Origin of the sequence: Streptomyces davaonensis JCM 4913, assembly GCF_000349325.1 — a bacterium.
GTDB classification, from domain to species: domain Bacteria; phylum Actinomycetota; class Actinomycetes; order Streptomycetales; family Streptomycetaceae; genus Streptomyces; species Streptomyces davaonensis.
Genome location: NC_020504.1, coordinates 7961557 through 7985279, shown reverse-complemented (window position 1 = coordinate 7985279; position 23723 = coordinate 7961557). Strand labels below are relative to the sequence as shown.

The window sequence follows — 23723 nt, the reverse complement described above, 5'->3', positions numbered from 1 at the left end:
TCCTGCGATCCTCCACCGGTCAGGTGTCGGTCCTGCGATCCTCCACCGGTCATGCGTCGGTCTTGCGCTCCGCCACCAGCACGGGCCGCTCGGGGAGTGACACCTCTACAGCGGCTCCCAGCGAGGGCGCCTCGGCCAGATCGGCCTTCACCTCGGTGCCGTCGGCCAGCCGTACGGTGACCCGGGTGACCGCGCCGAGGAAGGCGGCGGCGACCACGCGCCCGTCACCGTCCTCGTCCGCCTGCACCCGCACGGCCTCCGGCCGGACCAGCACATCCACGTCGGCCGAGGCGGGCACCGGCCCGTCCACGGGCAGCCGCTGCCCCAGCACCTCGACGACGTCCTTGGACACCTTCCCCGGGACCCGGCTCATCGTGCCGACGAACTCGGCGACGAACGCGGTGGCCGGGCGGCCGTACAACTCGGCGGGTTCCGCGCACTGTTCGAGGCGTCCGGCGCGCATCACGGCGACCCGGTCGGCCATGGACAGGGCCTCCTCCTGGTCGTGGGTGACGAAGAGGGTGGTGATGCCGAGCTCCTGCTGGAGCCGCCGGATCTCCTCGCGGAGCGTGAGGCGGACCTTGGCGTCGAGCGCGGAGAGCGGTTCGTCGAGGAGCAGGACGCGCGGGCGCAGGGCGAGCGCGCGGGCGAGCGCCACACGCTGCTGCTGTCCGCCGGAGAGCTGGTGCGGATAGCGGCCACCCTTGTCGGCGAGTCCGACGAGCTCCAGCAACTCGGCGGCCCGCGCCCGCCGCTGGGCCGTGCTCACCTTCCGCATCCGCAGCCCGAAGGCGACGTTGTCGACGGCGTCGAGATGCGGGAAGAGGCTGTACGACTGGAACACCATCCCGGCGTCCCGGCGGTGCGCGGGGACCCGGGTGACGTCCTCGCCGTCCACCAGCACCGCGCCGGAGTCAGGGTGTTCGAACCCGGCGAGCATGCGCAGCGCGGTGGTCTTGCCGCAGCCGGAGGGGCCGAGCAGGGCGAGGAGTTCGCCGGGGCGGACGGTCAGGTCGAGGCCGTCGAGCGCGACAGTGGCCCCGAACTCCCGGCGCAGGCCGCGGAATTCGACGGTGGCCGCCTTTTCGAGCGTCTTCATGATCGGGAGTCCTTTGGAATACGTCCGCCGAAACCGGCGAGTGCGAGGAGCATCAGCCAGGTCACCAGCAGGCTGAGCACGGACACGGCGACGGACAACTGGGCCTGCGAGCCGCTGACGTTGACGATCCACACGGCGAAGGGCTGGAAGCCGAGCAGCTGCGCCACGGTGAACTCACCGAGCACCAGGGCGAGGGTGAGGAAGGAGGCGTTGAGCAGCGCGCCGCGCAGATTGGGCAGTACGGCCCGGATCAGCGCCTGCGGCCAGTTGGCACCGCAACTCCGGGCGGCCTCGACGAGGGTGCGGACGTCGACGGAGCGGAGCCCGGAGTCCAGGGCGCGGAAGACGAAGGGCAGCGCCATCACGACGTAGGCGAGGACCAGGATGAACGGGAAGTCCGGGTTCTGGATCGCCACGAAGGTCTGGAACAGGGGTGTGCGGGACAAATGCTCGGGGCCCCACTTCAGGACGGTGCCGATACCGGCGACGAAGGCGATCGGCGGGACGACCAGCGGCAGCGAGCACACCACCTCCACCACCGGCCGCCACCGTGCCGCGCCGAGCCGCAGCGCGACGGCGGCGGGCACCGTCAGCAGCAGGACCAGGGCGATGGTGGCGGCGGCGAGGCCGAGCGAGAGCAGCAGACTGCTCACGAAGCCCTCGGTGCCGAAGATCCGCGTATAGGCGTCGAAGGTGATGCCCTGCCCCGGCACGTCGATGGTGAAGACCACCGACGCGGCCAGCGGCACCAGGAAGTACAGGGCGGCGAGGCCGAGCACGCCCCACCGCCACAGGGTCAGGCGAGCCATCGCGTGCTCCGTCGTTGCAGGGGCAGGTAGACCGCCATGACCAGGCCCGCGACGAGAACCATGTCGAGGCTGAGGGCGAGCGCCACGTTCTCCTGACCGACCAGGACGTTGCCGGAGAGCGCGTCGGCGATCTGGAGGGTGACCAGCGGCACCGAACTGCCCACCATGGCAGCGGCGGTGGCGTACGCGGCGAAGGCGCTGCCGAACAGCAGCACGAGCCCGCCGAGCAGGCTCGGCGTGAGGACGGGCAGGGCCACGTGACGCCAGTACTGCACGGCCGTGGCACCGTTGTTGCGGGCGGCCTCGCGCCACTGGGTGCGCAGGCCCTCCAAGGCCGGGGCGATGGTGAGGACCATCAGCGGGATCAGGAAGTACAGGTAGACGAGGACCAGTCCCCAGAAGCTGTAGAGGTCCCAGCCCTTGTCGGTCAGGCCCAAGTGCCGGGTGAGGACACCGGCGTTGCCGAGGGTGGCGACGAAGGCGAAGGCGAGCGGGACCCCGCCGAAGTTGGCAAGCACCCCGGACGCGGTGAGCACCGCCTCGCGCAGGGCGCGGGAGCGTGAGGTCACCACGGCCTGGGCGAGCGGCAGTCCGAGCAGGGCGGCGAGCCCGGCGGAGACCGCGGACAGCTTCACGCTGCCGAGCAGGGCCGTGAGGTAGGCGCCCTGCAAGGAGGCGGTCAGGTTGGCGGTGCTGTAGGCGCCGGTGTCCTTGGCCGTGACCGCGCCGTCGAGAATGGCCCAGGCGGGCAGCCCGAAGACGATCGCGGTGAACGCCAGAAGCGGCACCACGGCGAGCGAGCCCGGGACGCGGCGCCGCCGCTTCTGAGGCGAAGCGACGGGCGCCACGTCCGGACGCGTGAGCGTGGTCGTCATCCGGAGACGGCCTTCGCCCAGCCCTGTCCGAGCACCGTCTTGGCCTCGTTCTGCTGGGCCTCGGTCGGGAAGCTCGGGGTGCCGGAGACGGCGGGCAGCTTGGCCGCGGCCTCCTTGTCGAGGGTGCCGGCCTTCTCCATGGCGACCATCAGCGCGGGCCGCGCGAAGCCCTGGAGCCACAGGTTCTGGCCCTCGGCGCTGTAGAGGTACTCCTCCCACAGCCGGGCGGCCGCCGGGTGCGGGGCGTCCTTGTTGATGGCCTGGGAGTAGTACTGGGAGAAGACGCCGTCGGTGGGTACGGCGACCTTCCAGTCGAGGCCCTTGGACTTGAACTCCTCGGCGTAACCGGCGTTCAGGTAGTCCCAGTCGATGCTGATGGGCGTCTCGCCCTTCTCGACTGTGGCCGGGGTCGACTCGACGGGCGTGTAGTTGCCGTTCTTCTTCAGCTCGGCGAAGAAGTCGAGGCCGGGCTGGATGTCGTCGAAGGAGCCGCCGTTGGCGAGCGCCGCCGCGTACACGCCACCGAAGGCCGAACCGGACTTGGTGGGATTGCCGTTGAGCGCGACCTGGCCCTTGTACTTCGGCTCCAGCAGCTCCTTGAAGGTCGTCGGGCACTCCTTGACCCGCTTCGCGTCGCAGCCGATGGAGATGTAGCCGCCGTAGTCGTTGTACCAGCGGCCCTTCGCGTCCTTCTGCTCCTCGGGCAGGTCGCCGAAGTTCTCGACCTGGTACGGCGCGAGCAGCCCCTGCTCGGCCGCGCTCAGCGCGAAGGAGCTGCCGAGGTCGAGGACGTCGGGGGCGCGGTCCTGGCCCTTGCGCGAGGTGACGGCGTTGATCTCGTCCTGGCTGGAGCCGTCGGGGGCCTCGACCTCGACCTTGATGCCGTACTTCTTCTCGAAGCCGTCGATCAGGGCGCCGTAGTTGGCCCAGTCGCGGGGCAGCGCGATGGCGTTCAGCGTGCCCTCCTTCTTGGCCGCCTTCACCAGGGCGTCCAGGCCGCCGAAGTCGGCGGCGGAGGTGGCGGTGGCGGCGCTCTTGCCGTCGGCGGTGGTGGACGCGTCGTCGGGGGCGGCACCACAGGCGCTGAGCGCGAGGGCGGCGACGGCACCGAGGGCGACGGTTCTCGGCAGGGACAGGGTCACGACTGCTCCAGGGGGCGCAGGAGGGAATCCGAGGATGCTGCGAACTTGTCTGAACAAGTTGGCCTCAGTACGCCCGCCTCCGGTGACGCGACCGTAAACACTGGCGAAACCCTGACCCCCGATTCCCTGCACAATCCCGGCTGACACGGATCAACGACTGTTCTCGATTAGGCTGGTCACGCTGTGCACAGCAACCGATCCAGAGGGGAAGCATGACGGCGCGACACGAGGAGATCGCGGGCGAACTGCGCCGGGCGATCGACCGCGAGGAGTACACCGTCGGCAGCCTGCTGCCCGCCGAGACGGAACTCGCGGCCCACTACGGCGTCTCGCGCGGCACCGTCCGCCAGGCCGTGGCGGCCCTCACCGCCGAGGGACTCATCGGCTCCCGCCAGGGCGCCCGCCGGGTGGTGCTGGCCAGCCGCCGCAGCCAGAGCTTCGCCGAGCTGCGCAGCTTCGCCCAGTGGGCGAAGGCGATGGGCCGCGAGGCCACGGGCCAGGTGGTCGCACAGGAGTACCGCCCCGCCACGACAGAGGACGCGGTACGCCTCCAACTGCCCGCCGGCACAGAGGTGTTGCAGGTCATCCGCGTCCGCGGCCTGGACGGCGAACCGGTCCTGCTGGAGCGCACGGTGTACGCGGACTGGATCAGCAAGGCGGTCGAGTCCATCGAACCGGACTGCCCGTCCGTGACCCAGCGGCTCTACGAGGACACCGGCCTGGTCTTCGCCTACGGCGAGCACGTCATCGACGCGGTAGCCGCGGGGGCGCAGGACGCCGACCTGCTGGGAATCCGCCGTACCAGCCCACTGCTGCGCGTCCGCCGGGTCACCACGACCCGCGAGGGACGCCCGGTGGAGTGGTCGGACGACCGCTACCGCTCGGACGCGGTGAGCTTCAGCGTCCACAACTCGATCGGCAACAACGCGCTGGCCCGCAAGACGGGGGATGCGATGTGACTACGGCTCTGCCGTACATCGACGAGCACACGACGATCGTCGTGGCGGAGGCGGACGTGTTGTGGCAGGCCCTGACGGAGGCCCTGGACAGCGCCTTCGACCGGGGCCGCTACGCCCGCCTGGTGGGCTGCGCGGACGTAACCGCGACCGGACCACGCCCGCTGACAGAGGGCTCGACGCTGCCGGGCTTCCGCGTATCCGCGGCGACCCCGACCCACGAACTGGTCCTCACCGGAAGCCACCGCTACTCGGTCTACGCCCTCATCTTCCACATCGACGAGGCGGGCCCAGGCCGCTACCTGCTCCGCGCAGAGTCCCGAGCAGCATTCCCGGGCTTGCAAGGCCGTGTGTACCGCCGCCTGGTGATCGGCACAGGCGCCCACGCAATGGGAATGCGCCGCCTGCTGGCATCAATCAGAACCCGCACAGAAAAACAGGCGGCGAGGTAGGCACAGGCAGGGGCGCGGGGAACTGTGCGACAAGCCCCCACCGCCCCGCAGCCAAAACAACTACGTGGGCGACCCGGAAGAAAACCGCCGCAACAAAGGCGAAAGCACCAGCACAGACTTGGTCCGCTCCACAAACGGCTCCCCAGCGATCCGCTCCAGCACACGCTCGAAGTGCCGCATATCAGAGGCGAAAACCTGCACCACCGCATCCGCCTCACCAGTGACGGTAGACGCGGCCACAACCTCCTGATACCGCTCAAGCCCCCGCTGGATCGTCTCCGGCGAGGTGTTCCGCCGGCAGTAGATCTCGACGAACCCCTCGGTCTCCCATCCAAGGGCCGCCGGATCGACGCGCACCGTGAACCCGGTGATCGCCCCGGTCGCCCGCAGCCGGTCCACGCGCCGCTTCACGGCGGGCGCGGACAGGCCGACGAGCTGCCCGATGTCGGCGTAGGAGCGACGGGCGTCCTCGGCGAGGGCGTGCACGATGCGTTCGTCGAGATCGTTCAGCACTGCGGGTGTTTCACTTCACTTCTGACACGGCAAGACGGGAACGGCGATAGCCGTACAGGAAGTAGAACACGAGACCCGCCGCCATCCAGAACCCGAAGACCACCCAGGTCACGGTGTCGAGGCTGAACATGTTGTACGCGCAGAAGCCGAAGCCCAGGATCGGCAGCACCGGGCCGAACGGCACCTTGAACGTCCGCTCCAGCTCGGGCCGCTTGTAGCGCAGCACGATCACGGCGATGTTGACCAGGGCGAAGGCGAAGAGCGTGCCGATGCTGGTGGCGTCGACCAGCTTGCCGAGCGGGATCAGCGCGGCGAGGACACCGCAGAACAGGGACACGAGGATCGTGTTGAGGCGCGGGGTGCCGGTCTTCTGGTCGACCTTGCCGAGCGCCTTGGGCACCAGGCCGTCGCGGGACATCGCGAACAGGATGCGGGTCTGGCCGTAGAGCACGGTGAGGACCACGGAGGCGATGGAGATGACCGCGCCGAGGGCGAGCAGGGTGCCCCAGAAGGTCTGGCCGCTGACGTCGTTCATGATCGCCGCGAGAGAGGCCTCGGAGCCCTCGAACTTGGTCCAGTTCCAGGCGCCGACGGCGACGGCCGCGACCAGCACGTACAGCGCCGTGACGATGATCAGCGAGAGCATGATCGCGCGCGGCAGGTCCTTCTTCGGGTTCTTGGCCTCCTCACCGGCGGTGGAGGCGGCGTCGAAGCCGATGTAGGAGAAGAAGAGCGTGGCACCCGCGGCGCTGACGCCCGCCATGCCGAGCGGCATGAAGTCCTCGTAGTTGCCGGACTTGAAGCCCATGAACCCGACCGTGCAGAACAGCACCAGCGCGGCTATCTTCACGGCGACCATGATCGTGTTGGCGCGGGCGGACTCCCGGACGCCACCGAGCAGGAACACCATCGCCAGCAGGACGACGATCAGCGCGGGCAGGTTGACGATGCCGCCCTCACCCGGCGCCGAGGACAGCGCGGAGGGGATGGTGACGCCGATCGTGCCGTCGAGGAGTTCGTTGAGGTACTCGCCCCAGCCGACCGCGACGGCGGCCACGGAGACGCCGTACTCCAGCACCAGACACCAGCCGCAGACCCAGGCGACGAGCTCGCCCATCGTTGCGTACGCATACGAGTAGGAGGAGCCGGCGACCGGGATGCTGCCCGCGAGTTCCGCGTACGACAGGGCGGAGAACAGGGCCGTGAGTCCGGCGATGACGAAGGCCAGGGTGACCGCCGGACCGGCCTCGGGGACGGCGTCGCCGAGGACGACGAAGATGCCGGTGCCGAGGGTGGCACCGATGCTGATCATGGTGAGCTGCCACAGGCCCAGGGAGCGCCGCAGCGAGCCTCCCTCACCCTGGCCACCCTCCTCGACCAGGCGTTCCACGGGCTTGCGTCGGAGCAGGCTCGCGCCGAACCCCGGGGACGCGGGGGCGGTCTGAGTTCTGTCCTGCGGGGGTGCGCCTTGATCGAGCACTGCGGGGGCTCCTTATCGCTGCCGGTCAGGGAGACGGGGACCGGCGGCACACCTGAGAGACAGGAACCCACCGAGCGGGGTCCCCGCCACGCCACGTACGAGGCGACAGCCTATGAGCTGCGGCATTGCCGTTGTAATGCAGCAACCTTGCGTGTTCCCGCAAGATCATTGCGTTCCTCGGGGCAGGGTGGGTGTTCGTTGCACGGCGGCTTTCGAGCGTTGCGCGGGCCCCGTTTCAGTCGAGTTCGCGGACCAGGAAGGTGCAGGGGTCGACGCACTCCCGCAGGGACCCGTCGTGGTCCTCGTAGGCGTAGCGGTCGAGGTAGTCGGTCAGGGGCCGGTAGCCGAGCCGCTCGTAGAGCGCGGCGGCGCGCGGATTGTCCTTGCCGACCCCGATCCCGACGACGGTCAACTGCCGCTCGCGGGCCAGCTTCTCCGCGGCCCGCACCAACGCCGTACCGATGCCGCGCGAGCGCAGTTCCGCGGCGACCTCAAGACCGCCGACCTCCGGGCAGCCCTTGGTCGCGTCCCGCACCTGGGGGTCCGCGCAGCCGGTCCAGCGCATCTCGGCGTGCCCGACGGGCCGTCCGTCCAGCCAGGCGACGAGATAGGCGCAGTCCCCCGCCTCCTGGCGCGCGAACCGCCGGGCGTGGAAGGAGGTACGGCCGGGCGAGGCCAGGCAGGTGTCGAGCAGCGCCACGTCGGTGGCCGTGCAGAGGGTGATCTCCATGCTTCGACCGTAGAGCCAGGGCATGGCGAACGGCCCCCGATTTTCCCGGGAGCCGGGACAACGGGGGCCGTGCGGAAGGGAGTTGGGTCAGCTCCAGCTGGCGTGCAGGGGCTTGCCCTCGGCGTAGCCGGCGGCGCTCTGGATGCCGACGACGGCCTTCTCGGCGAACTCCTCCAGGGAGCCCGCACCGGCGTAGGTGCAGGAGGAGCGGACGCCCGCGATGATCGAGTCGATCAGGTCCTCGACGCCCGGCCGGGCCGGGTCGAGGAACATCCGCGAGGTGGAGATGCCCTCCTCGAACAGCGCCTTGCGGGCGCGGTCGTAGGCCGACTCCTCCGAGGTGCGGTTGCGCACGGCACGCGCGGAGGCCATGCCGAAGGACTCCTTGTAGGCGCGGCCCTGGGCGTCGTGCTGGAGGTCGCCGGGCGACTCGTAGGTGCCCGCGAACCAGGAGCCGACCATCACGTTGGACGCGCCGGCGGCCAGCGCCATCGCCACGTCGCGCGGGTGCCGGACGCCGCCGTCCGCCCACACGTGCTTGCCGTACTTCTTCGCCTCGGCGGCGCACTCCAGCACCGCGGAGAACTGGGGCCGGCCCACGCCGGTCATCATGCGGGTGGTGCACATGGCGCCGGGGCCTACGCCGACCTTGATGATGTCGGCGCCGGCCTCGATCAGGTCCCGGACGCCCTCGGCGGCGACGATGTTGCCGGCCACGATCGGTACCTGCGGGTCGAGCGCGCGGACCAGCTTGATCGCGGTGATCATCGACTCCTGGTGGCCGTGGGCCGTGTCGATGACGAGCGTGTCGACGCCCGCGTCCAGGAGCTGCTTGGCCTTGCCCGCCACATCGCCGTTGATGCCGACGGCGGCGGCGATGCGCAGCTTGCCCTGCGCGTCCACGGCCGGGCTGTACAGCGTGGCCCGCAGGGCGCCCTTGCGGGTCAGGATGCCGGCCAGCTTGCCCTCGGCGTCCACGGCCGGGGCGTAGCGGCGGTTGTGGTGGTCGAGGGTGTTGAAGGCCTCGCGCGGGTCGATGTCGGCGTCCAGGAGCAGCAGGTCGCGGGACATGACCTCGGCGAGCTGCGTGAAGCGGTCCACGCCGCTGAGGTCCTCGTCGGTGACGACGCCGATCGGACGGTGGTTCTCGTCGACGACGACACCGGCGTTGTGCGCCCGCTTGGGCAGCAGCACGAGGGCGTCGGCGACGGTCTGGTGCGGGGCCAGCACGATCGGGGTGTCGAGGACGAGGTGGCGGCTCTTCACCCAGGAGACGACCTCGGTGATGACGTCGATCGGAATGTCCTGCGGGATGACCACGAGGCCGCCGCGCCGGGCCATGGTCTCGGCCATCCGGCGGCCGGCGATGGCGGTCATGTTGGCGACGACGAGCGGAATCGTGGTTCCCGTGCCGTCCGGGGAGCTGAGGTCCACGCCCTGCCGGGAACCGACCGCCGAGCGGCTCGGCACCATGAACACGTCGTCGTACGTCAGGTCATACGCGGGCTGGATGTCGTTGAGGAAACGCACGTGCTGCATCCCTAGTCGTTCAGAGGCGGCCCCCGGACAGGTCAGCCAGGGGGAAAGAGCACGTACTTCATTGTCCCATGTCAGCCGGATTGCGATACACGGTCGGTTCATCCAGGGCAGCCGGGAAACCCTTAGGAGGATCCTCCAAGGACGCCGAAGCGGACGAGGAACGGCCCGCGGCAGCATGCGATCGATGCTGTCACGGGCCGTCCCTCATGACCTGCTGTCAGACTCCGTCCGGGTCCGCCCTGTTGAGCGCGGGCTTCGGGGTCGGGCCCGCCGTCATCAGCACGTCCGCCGCCGAGGTGTCCGTCACCAGACTGGTGACGAGCCCCGACCGCAGCACCGCGTCGATCGCGGACGCCTTGCGCGCCCCACCCGCGATGGCGACCACCTCGGGGATACGGCGCAACTGGTCGGCCTTGACGGTGATGCACCGCTCGCCCAGGTCCCGCCCGACCCGACGGCCGTCGGCGTCGAAGAGGTGCGCCGACATCTCCGCCGCGACGCCGAGCGAGGCGTAGTGCGCCCGCTCCTGGTCGCTGAGCATGTCGTGCACGGTCGAGATGCCCGGCTCCCAGGAACCGATGGAGACACAGGCGACCGTGACCTTGTCGAAGTACTCGAAGGCCCGCGCGATCCCGGTCTGGTTGCGCAGCGCCGCCGCGGTGGCCGCGTCCGGCAGCAGCATCGGCGCGTAAATGGGGTGCGCGTCACCGCCCGAGACCTGGGCCGCCCGGCGCACCGCCTCCACCGAACCGCGCTCGGCGGTCCCGGCGTCGTACACGCCCGTCAGCTGCACGACCGTGCAGGGCGGCAGCCGGTCGAGAGCCGCCGCCATATGGATGGTGGACCGGCCCCAGGCCAGCCCGAGCACATCTCCCTCGTTCACCAGTTCGCCGAGCAGATCGGCCGCGACCTCACCGAGGTTCTCCGGGTCGGGAGACTCCTCGGCCTCGGCCGGCGACTCGACCACGACGGCGTGCCTGAGGCCGTAGCGGGCGCGCAGCGCGTCCGAGCGCTCGGCGTCCAGCTCGGCGGGGACGCGGATCTCGATACGCACGAGATCCCGTTCGAGAGCGGTCTCCAGGACCCGGGCCACCTTGAAGCGGCTGACGCCGAACTCCTCCGCGATCTGGATCTTGGACTTGCCCTCAAGGTAGAAGCGGCGGGCCATGGCCGCCGCCTGCACCAGCTCAGCGGGTCCCATCCGCATGGCTGACCGGCCCGCCGACATACCCGACACGGCGATCTCCTCACTACTGTTCACATTCTGGATTCGCCGTTCATCCTTGCAGATCCGGCGCGATCGATCCGCCCTGATGGGCGCCGTTCACGTTCCCTTGGCTCAGTGGTCGCATGCCCAGGCCGCGGACTTGGTCGCCGCGTCGGCCTGAGCACGCAACGCGCGGACCGCCTCGGCGGGGTCCTCGGCCCCGTAGACCGCGGAACCGGCGACGAAGACGTCCGCCCCGGCCTCCGCGCATCGCTCGATGGTGGACGCCGAGACCCCGCCGTCCACCTGAAGCCACAGCTCAAGCCCGTGCTTGCTGATCAACTCGCGGGTCCGGCGAATCTTGGGGAGCATGATGTCGAGGAACGCCTGTCCCCCGAAACCGGGCTCGACCGTCATGATCAGCAGCATGTCGAGTTCGGGGAGCAGATCCTCGTACGGCTCGATCGGCGTCGCGGGCCTCAGCGCCATGGAAGCACGCGCGCCCTTGGCCCGGATCTCGCGGGCCAGACGCACCGGAGCGGTGGCCGCCTCCACATGGAAGGTGACGGAACCGGCCCCCGCTTCTACGTACTGGGGCGCCCACCGATCGGGGGCCTCGATCATCAGATGGCAGTCCAGCGGGGTGTCCGTCGCACGGGCCAACGACTCTACGACCGGCACCCCGAGCGTGAGGTTCGGGACGAAATGGTTGTCCATGACGTCGACGTGGAGCCAATCGGCTCCGTCGACCGCCTTTGCCTCCTCCGCGAGGCGGGCGAAGTCGGCGGACAGGATACTGGGATTGATCTGCGCGGCCATGACCCAACTTTGCCATGTCCTCCGAGGGATCGTTGTGGCGCCCCTTACGGGGGGCTCCGGCGCATGGCATCCTTTCGGCCCCGGGGGTGGCCATGACTGAAAAGCGCGGGATCGCGCATCTCGTCTGTGGGCGGCGGGCCAAGTGGGTCGTGCTCGTGCTGTGGCTCATCGTGCTGTTCGTGGTGGCACCGTTCGCCCAGAAACTCACCGACGCCCAGGACAACGACGCGGCCTCCTGGCTGCCGGGGTCGGCCGAGTCCACCCAAGTCCTTCAGATCTCCGAGGACTTCCGGCCCGAGCAGATCCCCGCCGTCGTCATCTACGCCCGGGAGAGCGGGCTGACGGCCGAGGACCGCGCCGCCATCGACGAGGACGTACGGGAGCTGAAGCAGCTCACCGCGCACGGCATCCGGGGCGACGAGACCCGCGGGCCCACCTACGACCGTGAGGTGGATCCGCGCGCGGCCCAGGTGCAGGTTCCGATCACGATGGACGAGAAGGGCTGGGAGGAGATCGCGCCCGCGGTCGACGACATCCGCGAGATCACCGGCGAGGGCGGCAACGGGCTCGCCGTGCACATCACCGGCCCGGGCGGTACGTCCGCGGACTTCGCTGAGGCGTTCGAGGGCATCGACTCCACGCTGCTGCTCTCCGCGATGGCGGTCGTCATCGTCATGCTGCTGATCACCTACCGCAGCCCCACCCTCCTGGTGATCCCGCTGATCGCGGTGATCGCCGCCCTGTTCACCGCGCAGGCCCTGATCTATCTGCTGGCGGAGCACGCGGGCCTGACCGTGAACGGCCAGAGCGCGGGCATTCTGACCGTGCTCGTCTTCGGCGCGGGGACGGACTATGCCCTCCTGCTCGTCGCGCGATATCGCGAGGAACTGCGCGGCCACCATGACCGGCACGAGGCGATGGCACTGGCGCTGCACCGCGCCGGGCCCGCCGTGATCGCCTCCGGCGCCACCGTCGTACTGAGCATGCTGGTGCTGATGGCCGCCGAGATGAACTCCACCAGCGGCCTCGGACCGGTCGCGGCGATCGGCGTCGCGGTCGGCATGCTGGCCATGATGACGCTGTTCCCGGCCCTGCTGGTGATCTTCGGCCGGTGGATCTTCTGGCCGGTCGTCCCCCACCTCGGGGCCCCGAACCCGCACGAGCGCGGCATCTGGGCGCGCATGGGCCGCCGTATCGCCGCCCGGCCGCGCATGGTGTGGGCCGTCACCGCGGCGGTCCTCGCCATCTGCTCGCTCGGTCTGATCCAGTTGCGCGCCGAGGGCATCAGCAACGCGGACGCCTTCACCGGCACCCCGGACTCGATCACCGGCCAGGAGGTCTCCGAGCGGTACTTCCCGGCGGGCAGCGGCGATCCGCTGGTCATCATCAGCAACCAGGCGCAGGCCGAGGAGGTCGGACAGGTCGTCGCGGCCACCCCGGGCGTGGTCCCGGAGTCGCTCGGCCTGCCACCGGGCACGAAACCCTCCTTCGAGGGCAAGGTGCTGTTCGAGGCGACCATGTCCGACCCGGCCGACAGTGAGGCCGCCAAGCAGACGGTGGAGCGGGTCCGGGACGCCGTGCACGCGGTGCCGGACGCCGACGCCCAGGTCGGCGGCGGTACGGCCGCCCTGCTGGACATGGACAAGGCGACCACGCACGACAACATCCTGATCATCCCGCTGGTGCTGGTGGTCGTCCTGCTGATCCTGTGCGCCCTGCTGCGTGCCCTGATCGCCCCGCTGCTGCTGATCGGCACGGTGATCCTGTCCTTCACGGCGGCCCTGGGCATCAGTGCGCTCGCGTTCCGGTACCTGTTCGACTACGCGGGCGAGTCGACGGACTTCCCGCTGTTCGTCTTCGTGTTCCTGGTCGCCCTGGGCATCGACTACAACATCTTCCTGACCACCCGGATCCGAGAGGAGGCGGGCCGTCAGGGCACCCGTGCGGGCGTGGTGACCGGACTCGCCGCGACGGGCGCCGTCATCACCTCGGCCGGCCTGGTCCTGGCGGGCACCTTCGCGGCCCTCGGCACGCTCCCCATGGTCGCCTTCGCGGAGATCGGCTTCGCGGTCGCGCTCGGCGTCCTCCTGGACACCTTCATCGTGCGGTCCGTGCTGGTCACCGCACTGTTCCTGGACGTCGGCCCGAAGGTGTGGTGGCCGCACCGGCTGTCGAAGGAGGACGGCGGGGTCAGTCCTTCTGAGGCGGATAAACAGATGGCTCGTCCAGCGGGACCTTGAGCCAGGCGATCATCTGACGCAGCTGGTGGTAGGCGCGCAGCCGTTCCTCGTCGCTGTCCGTCTCCTCCGCGGCGGCGATGGGTTCCCAGAGCCGGGGCACCATCACCGGGCCCACCTCCAGCAGCCCTCCGCTGCCGCCGGAGGCCCAGCGCGCCAGCACGTACCGGACGAGGGCGCCCACCGGGACGTCCAGGTTCCGGGACATCCCGTGCAGCGTGTCCAGGGGTTCCAGCAGGCCGTAACCCACCACGTCCGACTTGAAGTTGGCGTGCGGATCGTCCTCGGCCCACTCCCCCTTCCAGCGGCGCAGCCGTACGACGTCCTGACCGTCCTCGTCGGTCCACACATCGGGATCCTCGGCCTGGCTCGACACGGGGCATCAGCCTCCTGGGAGGGGTCGGATGCCCCGAGTCTCACCTCGCCGGGCCCCTGATGTCAGGCGGTCCGCCGGACAAGCGCCAGATACATCGCGTCGGTGCCGTGCCGATGCGGCCACAGCTGCACATCGGGCCCTTCGCCGAGGTCCGGCACGCCGGGGAACAGCGGCCGGGCGTCGATCAGCTCCGCACCCGGGTGCTGCTTGAGCATGTCGTCGACGACGGCCCGGGTCTCGGCAAGATGCGGGGAACAGGTGGCGTAGCCCACGACCCCGCCGACCCGCACGGAGTCGAGCGCCGTGCGCAGCAGCGCCCGCTGGAGCGGCGCGAAGCTGTCGAGGTCCTCGGGCCTGCGCCGCCACCGCGCCTCCGGCCGCCGCCGCAGCGCGCCGAGGCCGGTGCACGGCACGTCCATCAGCACACGGTCGAAGGAGCCGGGCCGCCACGGCGGCCGGGTCCCGTCGGCGGCGATCACCTGGTACGGCCCGGGGTTGCCATGGAGCGCCTTGGCGACGAGGCCCGCCCGGTGCGGCTGCTTCTCGGAGGCGAGCAGCAGCGCCCCGCGCTCGGCGGCCAGCGCACCGAGCAGCGCGGCCTTGCCACCGGGCCCCGCACACCCGTCGAGCCACCTGGCGTCGGGCCCGTCCAGCGGCGCGTTGGCCAGCGCGAGGGCGACCAGCTGGCTGCCCTCGTCCTGCACCCCGGCCCGCCCGTCGCGGACGGCCGCAATGGCACCGGGCTCCCCGCCCTCGGCCAGCCGCACGGCATACGGCGACCAGCGCCCCGGCACCGCGGCCTCCTCGCCGAGCAGTTCCTCGGTCGTGGCCCGCCCCGGCCGGGCGACCAGCGTCACCTCGGGCCGTTCGTTGTCCGCCTCCAGCAGCTCCTCGATCCCGGCCCGGCCACCGCCGAGCGAGTCCCACAGCGCGGAGACGACCCAGCGCGGATGCGAGTGCACGACGGCGAGATGGTCCTCGGGATCGTCGTCGTAGGGCGGCGCGACCTGCTCGATCCAGCCGTCGAGATCGTGCTGGGAGACCTTCCGCAGAACGGCGTTCACGAACTTGGCCCGCCCGTCGCCGAGCACCACGCGGGCCAGCTCGACGGAGGCGGAGACCGCGGCGTGCGTCGGGATGCGGGTCCCGAGCAGCTGATGCACACCGAGGCTCAGCACATCGAGCACCGGCGGGTCGACCTCGCGCAGCGGCCGGTCGACACATGCGGAGATGACGGCGTCGTACGTCCCCTGCCGCCGCAGCGTCCCGTACACCAGCTCGGTCGCCAGGGCGGCGTCCCGTCCGTCGAAGTCCCCCTTCTCCCGCGCCTTGCGCAGCAGGGGCGGGAGCACGAGGTTGGCGTACGCCTCCCGCTCGTCCACGGCCCGCAGGGCCTCGAAGGCGAGTACGCGGACGGGGTCCTTCTTGGGCCGCCGGTAGGGCTTGCCGGGCTTGCTGGGCTTGCTGGGCCGACGGGAGGTGTCGCTCACGAAAAGGTGCTCCGGATTGCTGGATGACGCTGGCTGAAGTGTGCGTCCAGCCTACGTCGCACCAGGCGCCCGGTGCCTGGCCGGTCAGACCCCGACGCGCTCGTCGTCGCCGATCCGCACCCCGCGTGCCCAGTCGGCCGCCCGCATCGGCTTCTTGCCCTGCGCCTGCACCCACAGCAGCTCCACGGCATACGAACCGGTGCCGACGTGCACGCTGTTCTTGCCGACGGCCAGCGCGCCCGGAGCCAGCTCGGTGCGGTCCGGAACCGGCTGCACCTGGATGAGCTTGAGCCGCTCACCGCGGAAGACCGTCCACGCGCCGGGCGCCGGGGTGCAGCCGCGCACCACCCGGTCGACGCGCAGGGCGGGGGCGTTCCAGTCGATGTGGGCGTCCTCGACATTGACCTTCGGCGCCTGGCTGATGCCCTCGCCCGGCTGCGGTACGGCCTTCAGCGAGCCGTCCTCGATCCCGTCCATGGTCGCCGCGAGCAGCCCGGCACCGGCGAAGGCGAGCCGGGTCAGCAGATCGCCACTGGTGTCGGTGGGCCGGATCTCCTCGGTCACGGTGCCGTAGACGGGCCCGGAGTCGAGCCCTTCCTCGATGAGGAAGGTGGACGCGCCGGTGATCTCGTCCCCCGCCATGATCGAGTGCTGCACGGGCGCGGCCCCGCGCCAGGCGGGCAGCAGGGAGAAGTGCAGGTTGACCCACCCGTGGGCCGGAATGTCCAGGGCGACACGAGGCAGCAACGCACCGTAGGCCACCACCGGACAGCAGTCCGGCGCGATCTCCCGCAGCCGCTCCAGGAACTCGGGATCCCGCGGCTTGACGGGCTTCAGCACCTCGATCCCGGCCTCCGCGGCCCGCTCGGCGACAGGTGAGGCGACCAGCCTCCGTCCCCGCCCGGCCGGAGCGTCGGGCCGCGTCACCACGGCGGCCACCTCGTGCCGGCCGGAGGCCAGCAGAGCGTCCAGAGCGGGAACGGCGACCTCGGGGGTACCGGCGAAGACAAGCTTCATGGGTGAGTACGGGCCTCTCGCTCGGGGTTGGTCGGGCAGCACACCAGTCTATTGGGCGAGCCCCGACACCCGGCGCACGCATATGCCGGTACGCCCCCTCTGCGTGACCAGCGGCGCGTAAAGGCGTTGGTCAAGAAAGAGTTGACCACAACGGGCCGCACATCGCGCGGCCCGATCCTTTTCAACGCCGGTTCGAGAGGCTTGTTCATGGCCGACCACGCAACCCACGACGCCCAGGCTCGGGCCAGCCTGCACTTGCTGGTGCGGGACATCGAGCGGGTCCGCCGGCAGGTGGACGCACTGCGCACGCTGACCGCCCAGTTGGGCAACGTCTACCGCCCGCGCCGCTCCGGCCCGTCCACGGGCTTCGTCGTCTACGGACGCGCCCCCGCCCCGACCGTACGTCTCGCCCAGGAACTGCGGGACAGTGTCGAGACCCTGGTCACGGCCGCCGTGGACTTCGACCGCTCACTCGGCTTCTCGTGGGACGCGGTGGGCTCCGCCCTCGGCGTGACCAAGCAGGCGGTACACCGCCGCTACGGCTCCCGCCGCGCCGCGACCCAGGCGGCGGCCGAGGCGGAGCGCACGACCGAGCAGTCGAGCAGCCGCACGGTGAGCGTCAACACGGGCATCCCGTCGGTCCCCACGGTCCCCGCGGCCCGCTCCATGCCCACCCAACCCACAGCAGGCAGCCCCGCCCTGAGAGACGACCCCCGCCCCCCAGCCTTCCCCTCCCCCCGAAACGGCTGACCCCACCCCCACGCCCCCGCCCTCCCGCGCCGACCTCAGGAGGACGGGGGCACAGCCGTGCCCAAAATTCCCAACACGACCGGTTCAACCCGTGTAGCTCGCCCTTAGCTGCGGGCAGTCGTGCCGCTGGGGCGGCACGGGTGGGCTGGGGTCCCCCCTCTGGGGGAGGCACCCCGCAAGCGCGGGCGAGCGAAACCCACCCCACCGCAACCCCGGCGCCGGGACACGGAACACCGGGCCGCACACCCACGTACCCGAACAACCCCTCACCCAATATCCGGCGGATCGATCCGCACCCGAACCGCCGCCTCCCCACCAGCTCCCCCCCGAGCCATCCGCGCAGCCTGCGCAGCCTTCAGCGCAGCAGCCAGCGCCGCCCCCTTCCCCGGCGGCACCCGAATCAGGGCCCGCTCCCACCGCTCCCCCGGCGGCGGCCCCCCAACCCGCCGAGTCCGCCCCGGCGCCGTAACAGGCACCGGCACCGGCCCCAACACCTCCGCCTCCCCCGGCAGTTCCACAGCCCGAAGAAACTCCTCCACGGCCGCCACTTCTCCCGACACCGCGGCCATGCGCGACACCGGAGGAAACCCCAACTCCGCCCGCTCGGCCAACTCCCGCACCGCATGCCCCACCGGATCCCACCGCACCAGCGCCTGCACAGGCCGCAGCGTCGGCTCGGCCACGACCACAACGGTCCCCCCGACCAACTGCGACCGCACCAGCCCCGCCGCCCCGATCCACCGCCGCAACGCGTCCTCCCCGGCCCGCAGATCGGGCCGCCCCAACATGGCCCACCCGTCCAGCAACAGAGCCGCCGCGTAACCGCCCTCAGCCACCGGCTCGGCCCCCGGCGTGCTCACCACCAGCGCCGGCGCCCCCGGCACCGTGTCCAGCACATGCTCCCGCCCGGAGGTCCGCACCGGCACAGCCGGAAACGCCCGCCCCAACTCCTCCGCGGTCCGCCGAGCCCCCACGACCTGCGCCCGCAGCCGGAACCCACCGCACTCCGGACAGTGCCAGGCACCTTCCTCCCGCCCGCACCACCCGCACCGCAACGCCCCGGCGTCCTGCGCCTCCATCGGCCCAGAGCAGTGCCGACACCGCGCGGGCGCCCGGCAGTTCGCACACGCCAGCCGCGGCACATACCCCCGCCGAGGCACCTGCACCAGCACCGGCCCCTGCCGCAGCGCGTCCCGGACCACCTGCCACGCAAGCGTCGGCAACCGAGCCGCCCGCGCGGCCTCGTCCCGGGCGAGATCCCCGTCCCCCACGGTCCGCACGAGCGGCGCCGCCCCCCGCACCTGCTCCCGCGAGGCGACCAGCGGCCGGGCCCACCCGCTCTCCACGAGCTGCGCGGCCTCCACCGTGCAACTCCAACCGCCCAGCAGAAACGCACACTTGTCCTGCGCCGCCCGCAGCAACAACACATCTCGCGCATGCGGCTGAGGAGCATGCGGCTCACTGTGGCTGTCGTCCCCGTCGTCCCAGATGACGACAAGACCAAGATCCCGCACAGGCGCGAACATCGCGGCCCGCGTCCCCACCACGGCCCGAACCGAGCCCCGCCGCACCGCGAGCCACTCCCGGTACCGCTTCTCGGGCCCGGCGTCGGCGGTCAGCACCGCGTGCCAACCGTCCCCCAACAGCTCCGTCAACGCGGCATCGACCCGAGCGACAGCCCGCCCGTCCGGCACCACTACCAGCGCCCCCCGCCCGGACGACAGCGTCGCCACGACAACCCGAGCGATCTCCGCACTCCACTCGGGCCCGGGCAAGGCGTTCCACACGGCCCGCGGCGCCCCGCCCGAGGCCAGCGCCCGCAGGAACGCACCCCCGCTCTCGTACCGCGCCCAGGACCCCACCTCAGGCGCGCCAGGCACCGGCAACGGCTCCGGCGAAGCCCGCTGCTCGGCCCGAGCACTACGCGGCGGTACCGCAAGCTGGAGCACATCGGCAAGACTCCCCGCATACCGATCCGCGACAGCCCGGGCCAGCCCCAACAACTCCTCATCGAGCACCCGCTCGGGCGACACCACCTGAGCCAGCGCCGCAAGCGGACCCGAGTAGTCGGACTCCGCCAGCCGCTCGACAAGAAACCCGTCGATCAGCCCCCCGCCCTCACGACGCCCTTCCCGCACGCGATGCCGCCCGGCCCCGAACCGCACCCGCACCCGCACCCCGGGCTGAGCATCGGCATCCAACTCCGCAGGCACCGCATAGTCGAAATACCGATCAAGATGCAGCACCCCCTTGTCGACAAGCACCCGAGCTACAGGCAACTGGGAAGCCAGCGCCGCCCCCCGCCAAGTCCGAGGCTTGGCCCGAGGCCCTTTGGCGTTGCGCACACTCTCCCGAATGAACGCAAGCTGCTCAGGCGGCGCCCCCTCAGCCCCACCGCCACCCTGCCCGTCTTCCCTGCTCACCCTTGCATTCTTACCAAACCCCACTGACAGCGGAGCGGCCCGGACATACGCCGAGGCCCGGCATCCCCACCGGGACACCGGGCCTCGTCAGCCGTACGAATGGGGCCCCTTACAGGCCCGCCGCCTTGCGCAGTGCGTCCACGCGGTCCGTGCGCTCCCAGGTGAACTCGGGGAGCTCGCGGCCGAAGTGGCCGTACGCCGCCGTCTGGGCGTAGATCGGGCGGAGCAGGTCGAGGTCGCGGATGATCGCGGCCGGGCGGAGGTCGAAGACCTCGTCGATGGCCTTCTCGATCTTCTCGGAGTCGATCTTGGCGGTGCCGAAGGTCTCGACGAAGAGGCCGACGGGCTCGGCCTTGCCGATGGCGTACGCGACCTGGACCTCGCAGCGGGAGGCGAGGCCAGCCGCGACGACGTTCTTGGCGACCCAGCGCATGGCGTACGCGGCCGAGCGGTCCACCTTGGACGGGTCCTTGCCGGAGAAGGCGCCGCCGCCGTGGCGGGCCATGCCGCCGTAGGTGTCGATGATGATCTTGCGGCCGGTGAGGCCGGCGTCGCCCATCGGGCCGCCGATCTCGAAGCGGCCGGTCGGGTTGACCAGCAGGCGGTAGCCCTCGGTGTCCAGCTTGATGCCCTCGTCCAGGAGCGCCTTCAGCTCCGGCTCCACGACGAATTCGCGGATGTCGGGGGCCAGGAGGGACTCGAGGTCGATGTCGCTCGCGTGCTGGGAGGAGACGACGACCGTGTCGAGGCGGACGGCCTTGTCGCCGTCGTACTCGATGGTGACCTGCGTCTTGCCGTCGGGGCGCAGGTAGGGGATGGTGCCGTTCTTGCGGACCTCGGACAGCCGCTTCGAAAGGCGGTGCGCCAGGAAGATCGGCAGCGGCATCAGGGTCGGCGTCTCGTCCGTCGCGTAGCCGAACATCAGGCCCTGGTCGCCCGCGCCCTGCTTGTCCAGCTCGTCCTCGTCGCCCTCGACCCGGGACTCGTACGCGGTGTCGACGCCCTGCGCGATATCGGGCGACTGCGCGCCGATGGACACCGAGACACCGCAGGAGGCGCCGTCGAAGCCCTTCTTCGAGGAGTCGTAGCCGATCTCCAGGATCTTGTTGCGGACCAGCGTCGCGATGTCCGCGTACGTCTTGGTCGTCACCTCGCCGGCCACATGCACCAGGCCGGTGGTGATCAGCGTCTCGACGGCGACCCGGGAGGTCGGGTCCTCGCGCAGAAGCGCGTCGAGAATGGTGTCGCTGATCTGGTCAGCGATCTTGTCGGGGTGACCCTCGGTGACAGACTCCGAGGTGAACAGGCGACGGGACACAACGCTCCCTGGGGTTGCAGCGGCTGCTGGCTGATCATGGGCGGACGGGACGGGGGCTGCGCCCGGCGTCGTCCGAGAAACAGTTTATCGGTCGCGCTCGGCCGCGGGCCCACCTGTCTCGCCTCTCGGGAGCGCTGTGACCTGCGGCACGGGCATTCTGCCCAATCCCCTGCGGCCTTGGCCAGGGGCGCCACGCCCCAATGTGCGGGGTTTCCGCATGCCGTGCGACGAATGCGACATTCAGCTCAGCCGTCCGGCCACCAGATCCCACACGGTTTCGGCCAGGGCCTCCTTGGGGCCGTACGGCACGGGTGTCTCGCTGCCGTCGGCGCCCAGCACAACGGCCTCGTTCTCCTCGGAGCCGAATGTCTTGCGCTCCCCCACCTCGTTCACCACCAGCAGGTCGCAGCCCTTGCGGGCGAGCTTGGCACGGCCATTGGCCAGCACATCGTCCGTCTCGGCGGCGAAGCCGACGACCACCTGGCCCGGGCGGGCCCGGTCGGCGGAGATCTCCGCGAGGATGTCCGGATTCCGCACCAGCACGATCGGCTCCGGGTCCTGCCCGTCCTTTTTCTTGATCTTCCCGGCGGCATAGGCGGCCGGGCGGAAGTCCGCGACCGCGGCGGCCATGACCACCGCGTCGGCGTCGGCGGCCGCCTTCAGCACCGCCTCCCGCAGCTGCACGGCCGTACCGACCTGGACGACGTCCACGCCCGCCGGGTCCGGCATCCCGGTGTTCGCGGCGATCAGGGTGACCCGGGCGCCCCGCGCCGCGGCGGTGCGGGCGAGGGCGTAGCCCTGCTTGCCGGAGGAGCGGTTGCCGAGGAAGCGGACCGGGTCGAGGGGCTCGCGGGTGCCGCCGGCGCTGACGACGACATGCCGCCCGGTGAGGTCGGGCTCGGTGACGCCCCTGGCCAGTACCCGGCGGCAGACCTCGAAGATCTCCGCGGGATCGGGCAGCCGGCCCTTGCCGGTGTCGACGCCGGTGAGACGGCCGACGGCGGGTTCGATGACGACGGCGCCGCGGCGGCGCAGCGTCGCCACGTTCTCCTGGGTGGCCGGGTGCTCCCACATCTCGGTGTGCATCGCCGGGGCGAAGACGACCGGACAGCGGGCCGTGAGCAGGGTGTTGGTGAGCAGGTCGTCGGCGAGGCCGTGCGCGGCCTTGGCGAGCATGTCCGCGGTGGCCGGGGCGACCACGACCAGGTCGGCGTGCTGGCCGATGCGGACGTGCGGCACCTCGTGGACGGAGTCCCACACCTCGGTCGAGACGGGGTTGCCGGACAGGGCCGACCAGGTGGCGGCGCCGACGAAGTGCAGCGCGGAGTCGGTGGGCACGACCCGGACGTCGTGACCCGATTCCGTCAGCCTTCGCAGCAGCTCACAGGCCTTGTACGCGGCGATGCCACCGCTGACCCCCAGAACGACCCTCGGCTTGTCCACGGTCTCTCCCCGGCTCGGCAACGCTTGCACTACGTACACCCCATGACACACCACAGGCCCGGCAGTCGTGCTGCCGGGCCTGTGGAAAAGACTGCTTCAAGCAGGAAATACTACTGCGCCGGGCCTTCGACGGCCTCGGACGTCAGCAGCCCCGCGTTGATCTCGCGCAGTGCGATCGAGAGCGGCTTCTCGTGGACGTGCGTGTCGACGAGCGGACCGACGTACTCAAGGAGGCCCTCGCCGAGCTGCGAGTAGTACGCGTTGATCTGGCGGGCACGCTTGGCCGCGTAGATCACGAGGCTGTACTTCGAGTCCGTGGCCTCGAGGAGCTCGTCGATCGGCGGGTTGATGATGCCCTCGGGCGCGGAGATGGAAGAGGACACGCTCTACCTTCCGATGGATGGGAAAGATTCAGTCAGGTGATCAGAGACGATCACACAACGTCCATCAAGGCTAGCAGCTCGCGCGCCACGTCCTCGACGGAGGTGTTGACCAAGGTCTCGTCGAACTCCGGCTCGGCGGCCAGCTCGACCTTCGCCGCCTGAAGGCGACGCTCGATCACCTCGGGCGGCTCGGTGCCCCGCCCGGTGAGTCTGCGCACCAGCTCCTCCCAGGAGGGAGGGGCCAGGAACACCAGGTGGGACTCGGCCATGGACTCGCGGACCTGCCGGGCGCCCTGGAGGTCGATCTCCAGCAGCACCGGCTCGCCCGCCTCCAGCCGCTCGAGCACGGCCGCGCGCGGCGTGCCGTAGCGGTTGCCGGCGAACTCGGCCCACTCCAGCAGCTCGCCGTTGGCGATCAGCTTGTCCATCTCCTCGTCGGTGACGAAGAAGTAGTGGACTCCGTGCCGCTCGCCGGGGCGGGGCTTGCGGGTCGTCGCCGACACCGAGAGCCAGACCTCGGGGTGTTCCTTGCGCATATGGGCGACGACCGTGCTCTTGCCGACCCCAGAGGGGCCGGAGAGCACGGTCAGCCGCGGACGTTCACTCATGCAGCGATTATTCCAGCAATCCCGGGGTGCCCGGGACTCCCTTCCCGGCAGTGTCCG

22 protein-coding genes are annotated in these 23723 nt (G+C 70.8%); 4 read left to right on the top strand and 18 right to left on the bottom strand.

Annotation, left to right across the window (positions count from 1 at the left end):
* Nucleotides 1-49: 49 nt before the first annotated feature.
* Genes BN159_RS35365 through BN159_RS35350 form a run of 4 tightly spaced genes read right to left on the bottom strand, consistent with a single transcriptional unit; the run spans nt 50 to nt 3925 of the window.
* Nucleotides 50-1099, bottom strand: coding sequence for an ABC transporter ATP-binding protein (locus BN159_RS35365; RefSeq protein WP_015661838.1), 1050 nt, complete (start codon nt 1097-1099; stop codon nt 50-52).
* Nucleotides 1096-1908: an ABC transporter permease gene (locus tag BN159_RS35360; RefSeq protein ID WP_015661837.1), complete on the bottom strand. Its 813-nt coding sequence runs from the start codon at nt 1906-1908 to the stop codon at nt 1096-1098. Before BN159_RS35360 ends, BN159_RS35365 begins: the two co-directional genes overlap by 4 nt.
* Nucleotides 1896-2783, bottom strand: coding sequence for an ABC transporter permease (locus BN159_RS35355; RefSeq protein ID WP_015661836.1), 888 nt, complete (start codon nt 2781-2783; stop codon nt 1896-1898). Before BN159_RS35355 ends, BN159_RS35360 begins: the two co-directional genes overlap by 13 nt.
* The gene (locus BN159_RS35350; protein ID WP_015661835.1) at nt 2780-3925 is read right to left on the bottom strand and encodes an ABC transporter substrate-binding protein; all 1146 of its coding nucleotides are present in this window, start codon (nt 3923-3925) and stop codon (nt 2780-2782) included. Before BN159_RS35350 ends, BN159_RS35355 begins: the two co-directional genes overlap by 4 nt.
* A 212-nt stretch (nt 3926-4137) precedes the next feature.
* On the opposite strand from BN159_RS35350, the gene BN159_RS35345 reads away from it, so the two are divergent.
* Nucleotides 4138-4884 carry a GntR family transcriptional regulator gene (locus BN159_RS35345; protein ID WP_015661834.1) on the top strand — a complete coding sequence of 249 codons (747 nt, stop codon included), beginning with the start codon at nt 4138-4140 and terminating at the stop codon, nt 4882-4884.
* Nucleotides 4881-5333, top strand: a complete 453-nt coding sequence (locus BN159_RS35340; RefSeq protein ID WP_015661833.1) for a hypothetical protein — start codon at nt 4881-4883, stop codon at nt 5331-5333. The genes BN159_RS35345 and BN159_RS35340 overlap by 4 nt, the downstream gene beginning before the upstream one ends.
* A 60-nt stretch (nt 5334-5393) precedes the next feature.
* Here BN159_RS35340 and BN159_RS35335 read toward each other — a convergent pair whose 3' ends face one another.
* The 6 genes from BN159_RS35335 to rpe all read right to left on the bottom strand — a co-directional run bounded on the left by BN159_RS35335 (nt 5394) and on the right by rpe (nt 11621).
* Entirely contained in the window at nt 5394-5846 is a 453-nt protein-coding gene (locus tag BN159_RS35335; RefSeq protein ID WP_015661832.1) for an Lrp/AsnC family transcriptional regulator, read from the bottom strand.
* 10 nt (nt 5847-5856) lie between these two features.
* Nucleotides 5857-7326, bottom strand: coding sequence for an amino acid permease (locus BN159_RS35330; protein ID WP_015661831.1), 1470 nt, complete (start codon nt 7324-7326; stop codon nt 5857-5859).
* 235 nt (nt 7327-7561) lie between these two features.
* Nucleotides 7562-8056, bottom strand: coding sequence for a GNAT family N-acetyltransferase (locus BN159_RS35325; RefSeq protein WP_041822114.1), 495 nt, complete (start codon nt 8054-8056; stop codon nt 7562-7564).
* Nucleotides 8057-8143: 87 nt separating this feature from the next.
* Complete coding sequence (locus BN159_RS35320; RefSeq protein ID WP_015661829.1) at nt 8144-9595, bottom strand: GuaB1 family IMP dehydrogenase-related protein; 1452 nt, start codon at nt 9593-9595, stop codon at nt 8144-8146.
* A 217-nt stretch (nt 9596-9812) separates the two neighbouring features.
* Nucleotides 9813-10856, bottom strand: a complete 1044-nt coding sequence (locus BN159_RS35315; RefSeq protein WP_041820331.1) for a sugar-binding transcriptional regulator — start codon at nt 10854-10856, stop codon at nt 9813-9815.
* Nucleotides 10857-10934: 78 nt separating this feature from the next.
* Nucleotides 10935-11621, bottom strand: a complete 687-nt coding sequence (gene rpe, locus BN159_RS35310) for a ribulose-phosphate 3-epimerase (RefSeq protein WP_015661827.1) — start codon at nt 11619-11621, stop codon at nt 10935-10937.
* Between the two features lie 92 nt (nt 11622-11713).
* On the opposite strand from rpe, the gene BN159_RS35305 reads away from it, so the two are divergent.
* Complete coding sequence (locus BN159_RS35305; protein WP_015661826.1) at nt 11714-13861, top strand: MMPL family transporter; 2148 nt, start codon at nt 11714-11716, stop codon at nt 13859-13861.
* Here the strand turns inward: BN159_RS35305 and BN159_RS35300 are convergent.
* The 3 genes from BN159_RS35300 to fmt form a co-directional block, all read right to left on the bottom strand.
* Nucleotides 13812-14234 carry a DUF6027 family protein gene (locus tag BN159_RS35300; protein WP_015661825.1) on the bottom strand — a complete coding sequence of 141 codons (423 nt, stop codon included), beginning with the start codon at nt 14232-14234 and terminating at the stop codon, nt 13812-13814. The genes BN159_RS35305 and BN159_RS35300 overlap by 50 nt on opposite strands.
* 62 nt (nt 14235-14296) lie before the next feature.
* Nucleotides 14297-15724 carry an RsmB/NOP family class I SAM-dependent RNA methyltransferase gene (locus BN159_RS35295; RefSeq protein WP_015661824.1) on the bottom strand — a complete coding sequence of 476 codons (1428 nt, stop codon included), beginning with the start codon at nt 15722-15724 and terminating at the stop codon, nt 14297-14299.
* Nucleotides 15725-15808: 84 nt separating this feature from the next.
* The gene (gene fmt / locus BN159_RS35290) at nt 15809-16741 is read right to left on the bottom strand and encodes a methionyl-tRNA formyltransferase (protein WP_015661823.1); all 933 of its coding nucleotides are present in this window, start codon (nt 16739-16741) and stop codon (nt 15809-15811) included.
* A gap of 207 nt (nt 16742-16948) precedes the next feature.
* Here fmt and BN159_RS35285 point away from each other — a divergent pair, with 207 nt between their 5' ends.
* Nucleotides 16949-17491, top strand: coding sequence for a hypothetical protein (locus tag BN159_RS35285; RefSeq protein WP_015661822.1), 543 nt, complete (start codon nt 16949-16951; stop codon nt 17489-17491).
* Between the two features lie 266 nt (nt 17492-17757).
* Here the strand turns inward: BN159_RS35285 and BN159_RS35280 are convergent, their stop codons facing one another.
* From BN159_RS35280 to gmk, 5 genes are all read right to left on the bottom strand, one after another.
* Nucleotides 17758-19914, bottom strand: a complete 2157-nt coding sequence (locus BN159_RS35280) for a primosomal protein N' (protein ID WP_041820329.1) — start codon at nt 19912-19914, stop codon at nt 17758-17760.
* 109 nt (nt 19915-20023) lie between these two features.
* Nucleotides 20024-21232: a methionine adenosyltransferase gene (metK, locus tag BN159_RS35275; RefSeq protein ID WP_015661820.1), complete on the bottom strand. Its 1209-nt coding sequence runs from the start codon at nt 21230-21232 to the stop codon at nt 20024-20026.
* 240 nt (nt 21233-21472) lie between these two features.
* Complete coding sequence (gene coaBC, locus BN159_RS35270) at nt 21473-22675, bottom strand: bifunctional phosphopantothenoylcysteine decarboxylase/phosphopantothenate--cysteine ligase CoaBC (RefSeq protein ID WP_015661819.1); 1203 nt, start codon at nt 22673-22675, stop codon at nt 21473-21475.
* Between the two features lie 110 nt (nt 22676-22785).
* Nucleotides 22786-23058 carry a DNA-directed RNA polymerase subunit omega gene (gene rpoZ / locus BN159_RS35265; protein ID WP_003988945.1) on the bottom strand — a complete coding sequence of 91 codons (273 nt, stop codon included), beginning with the start codon at nt 23056-23058 and terminating at the stop codon, nt 22786-22788.
* Between the two features lie 50 nt (nt 23059-23108).
* Nucleotides 23109-23666 carry a guanylate kinase gene (gene gmk / locus BN159_RS35260; protein ID WP_015661818.1) on the bottom strand — a complete coding sequence of 186 codons (558 nt, stop codon included), beginning with the start codon at nt 23664-23666 and terminating at the stop codon, nt 23109-23111.
* Nucleotides 23667-23723 lie beyond the last annotated feature (57 nt).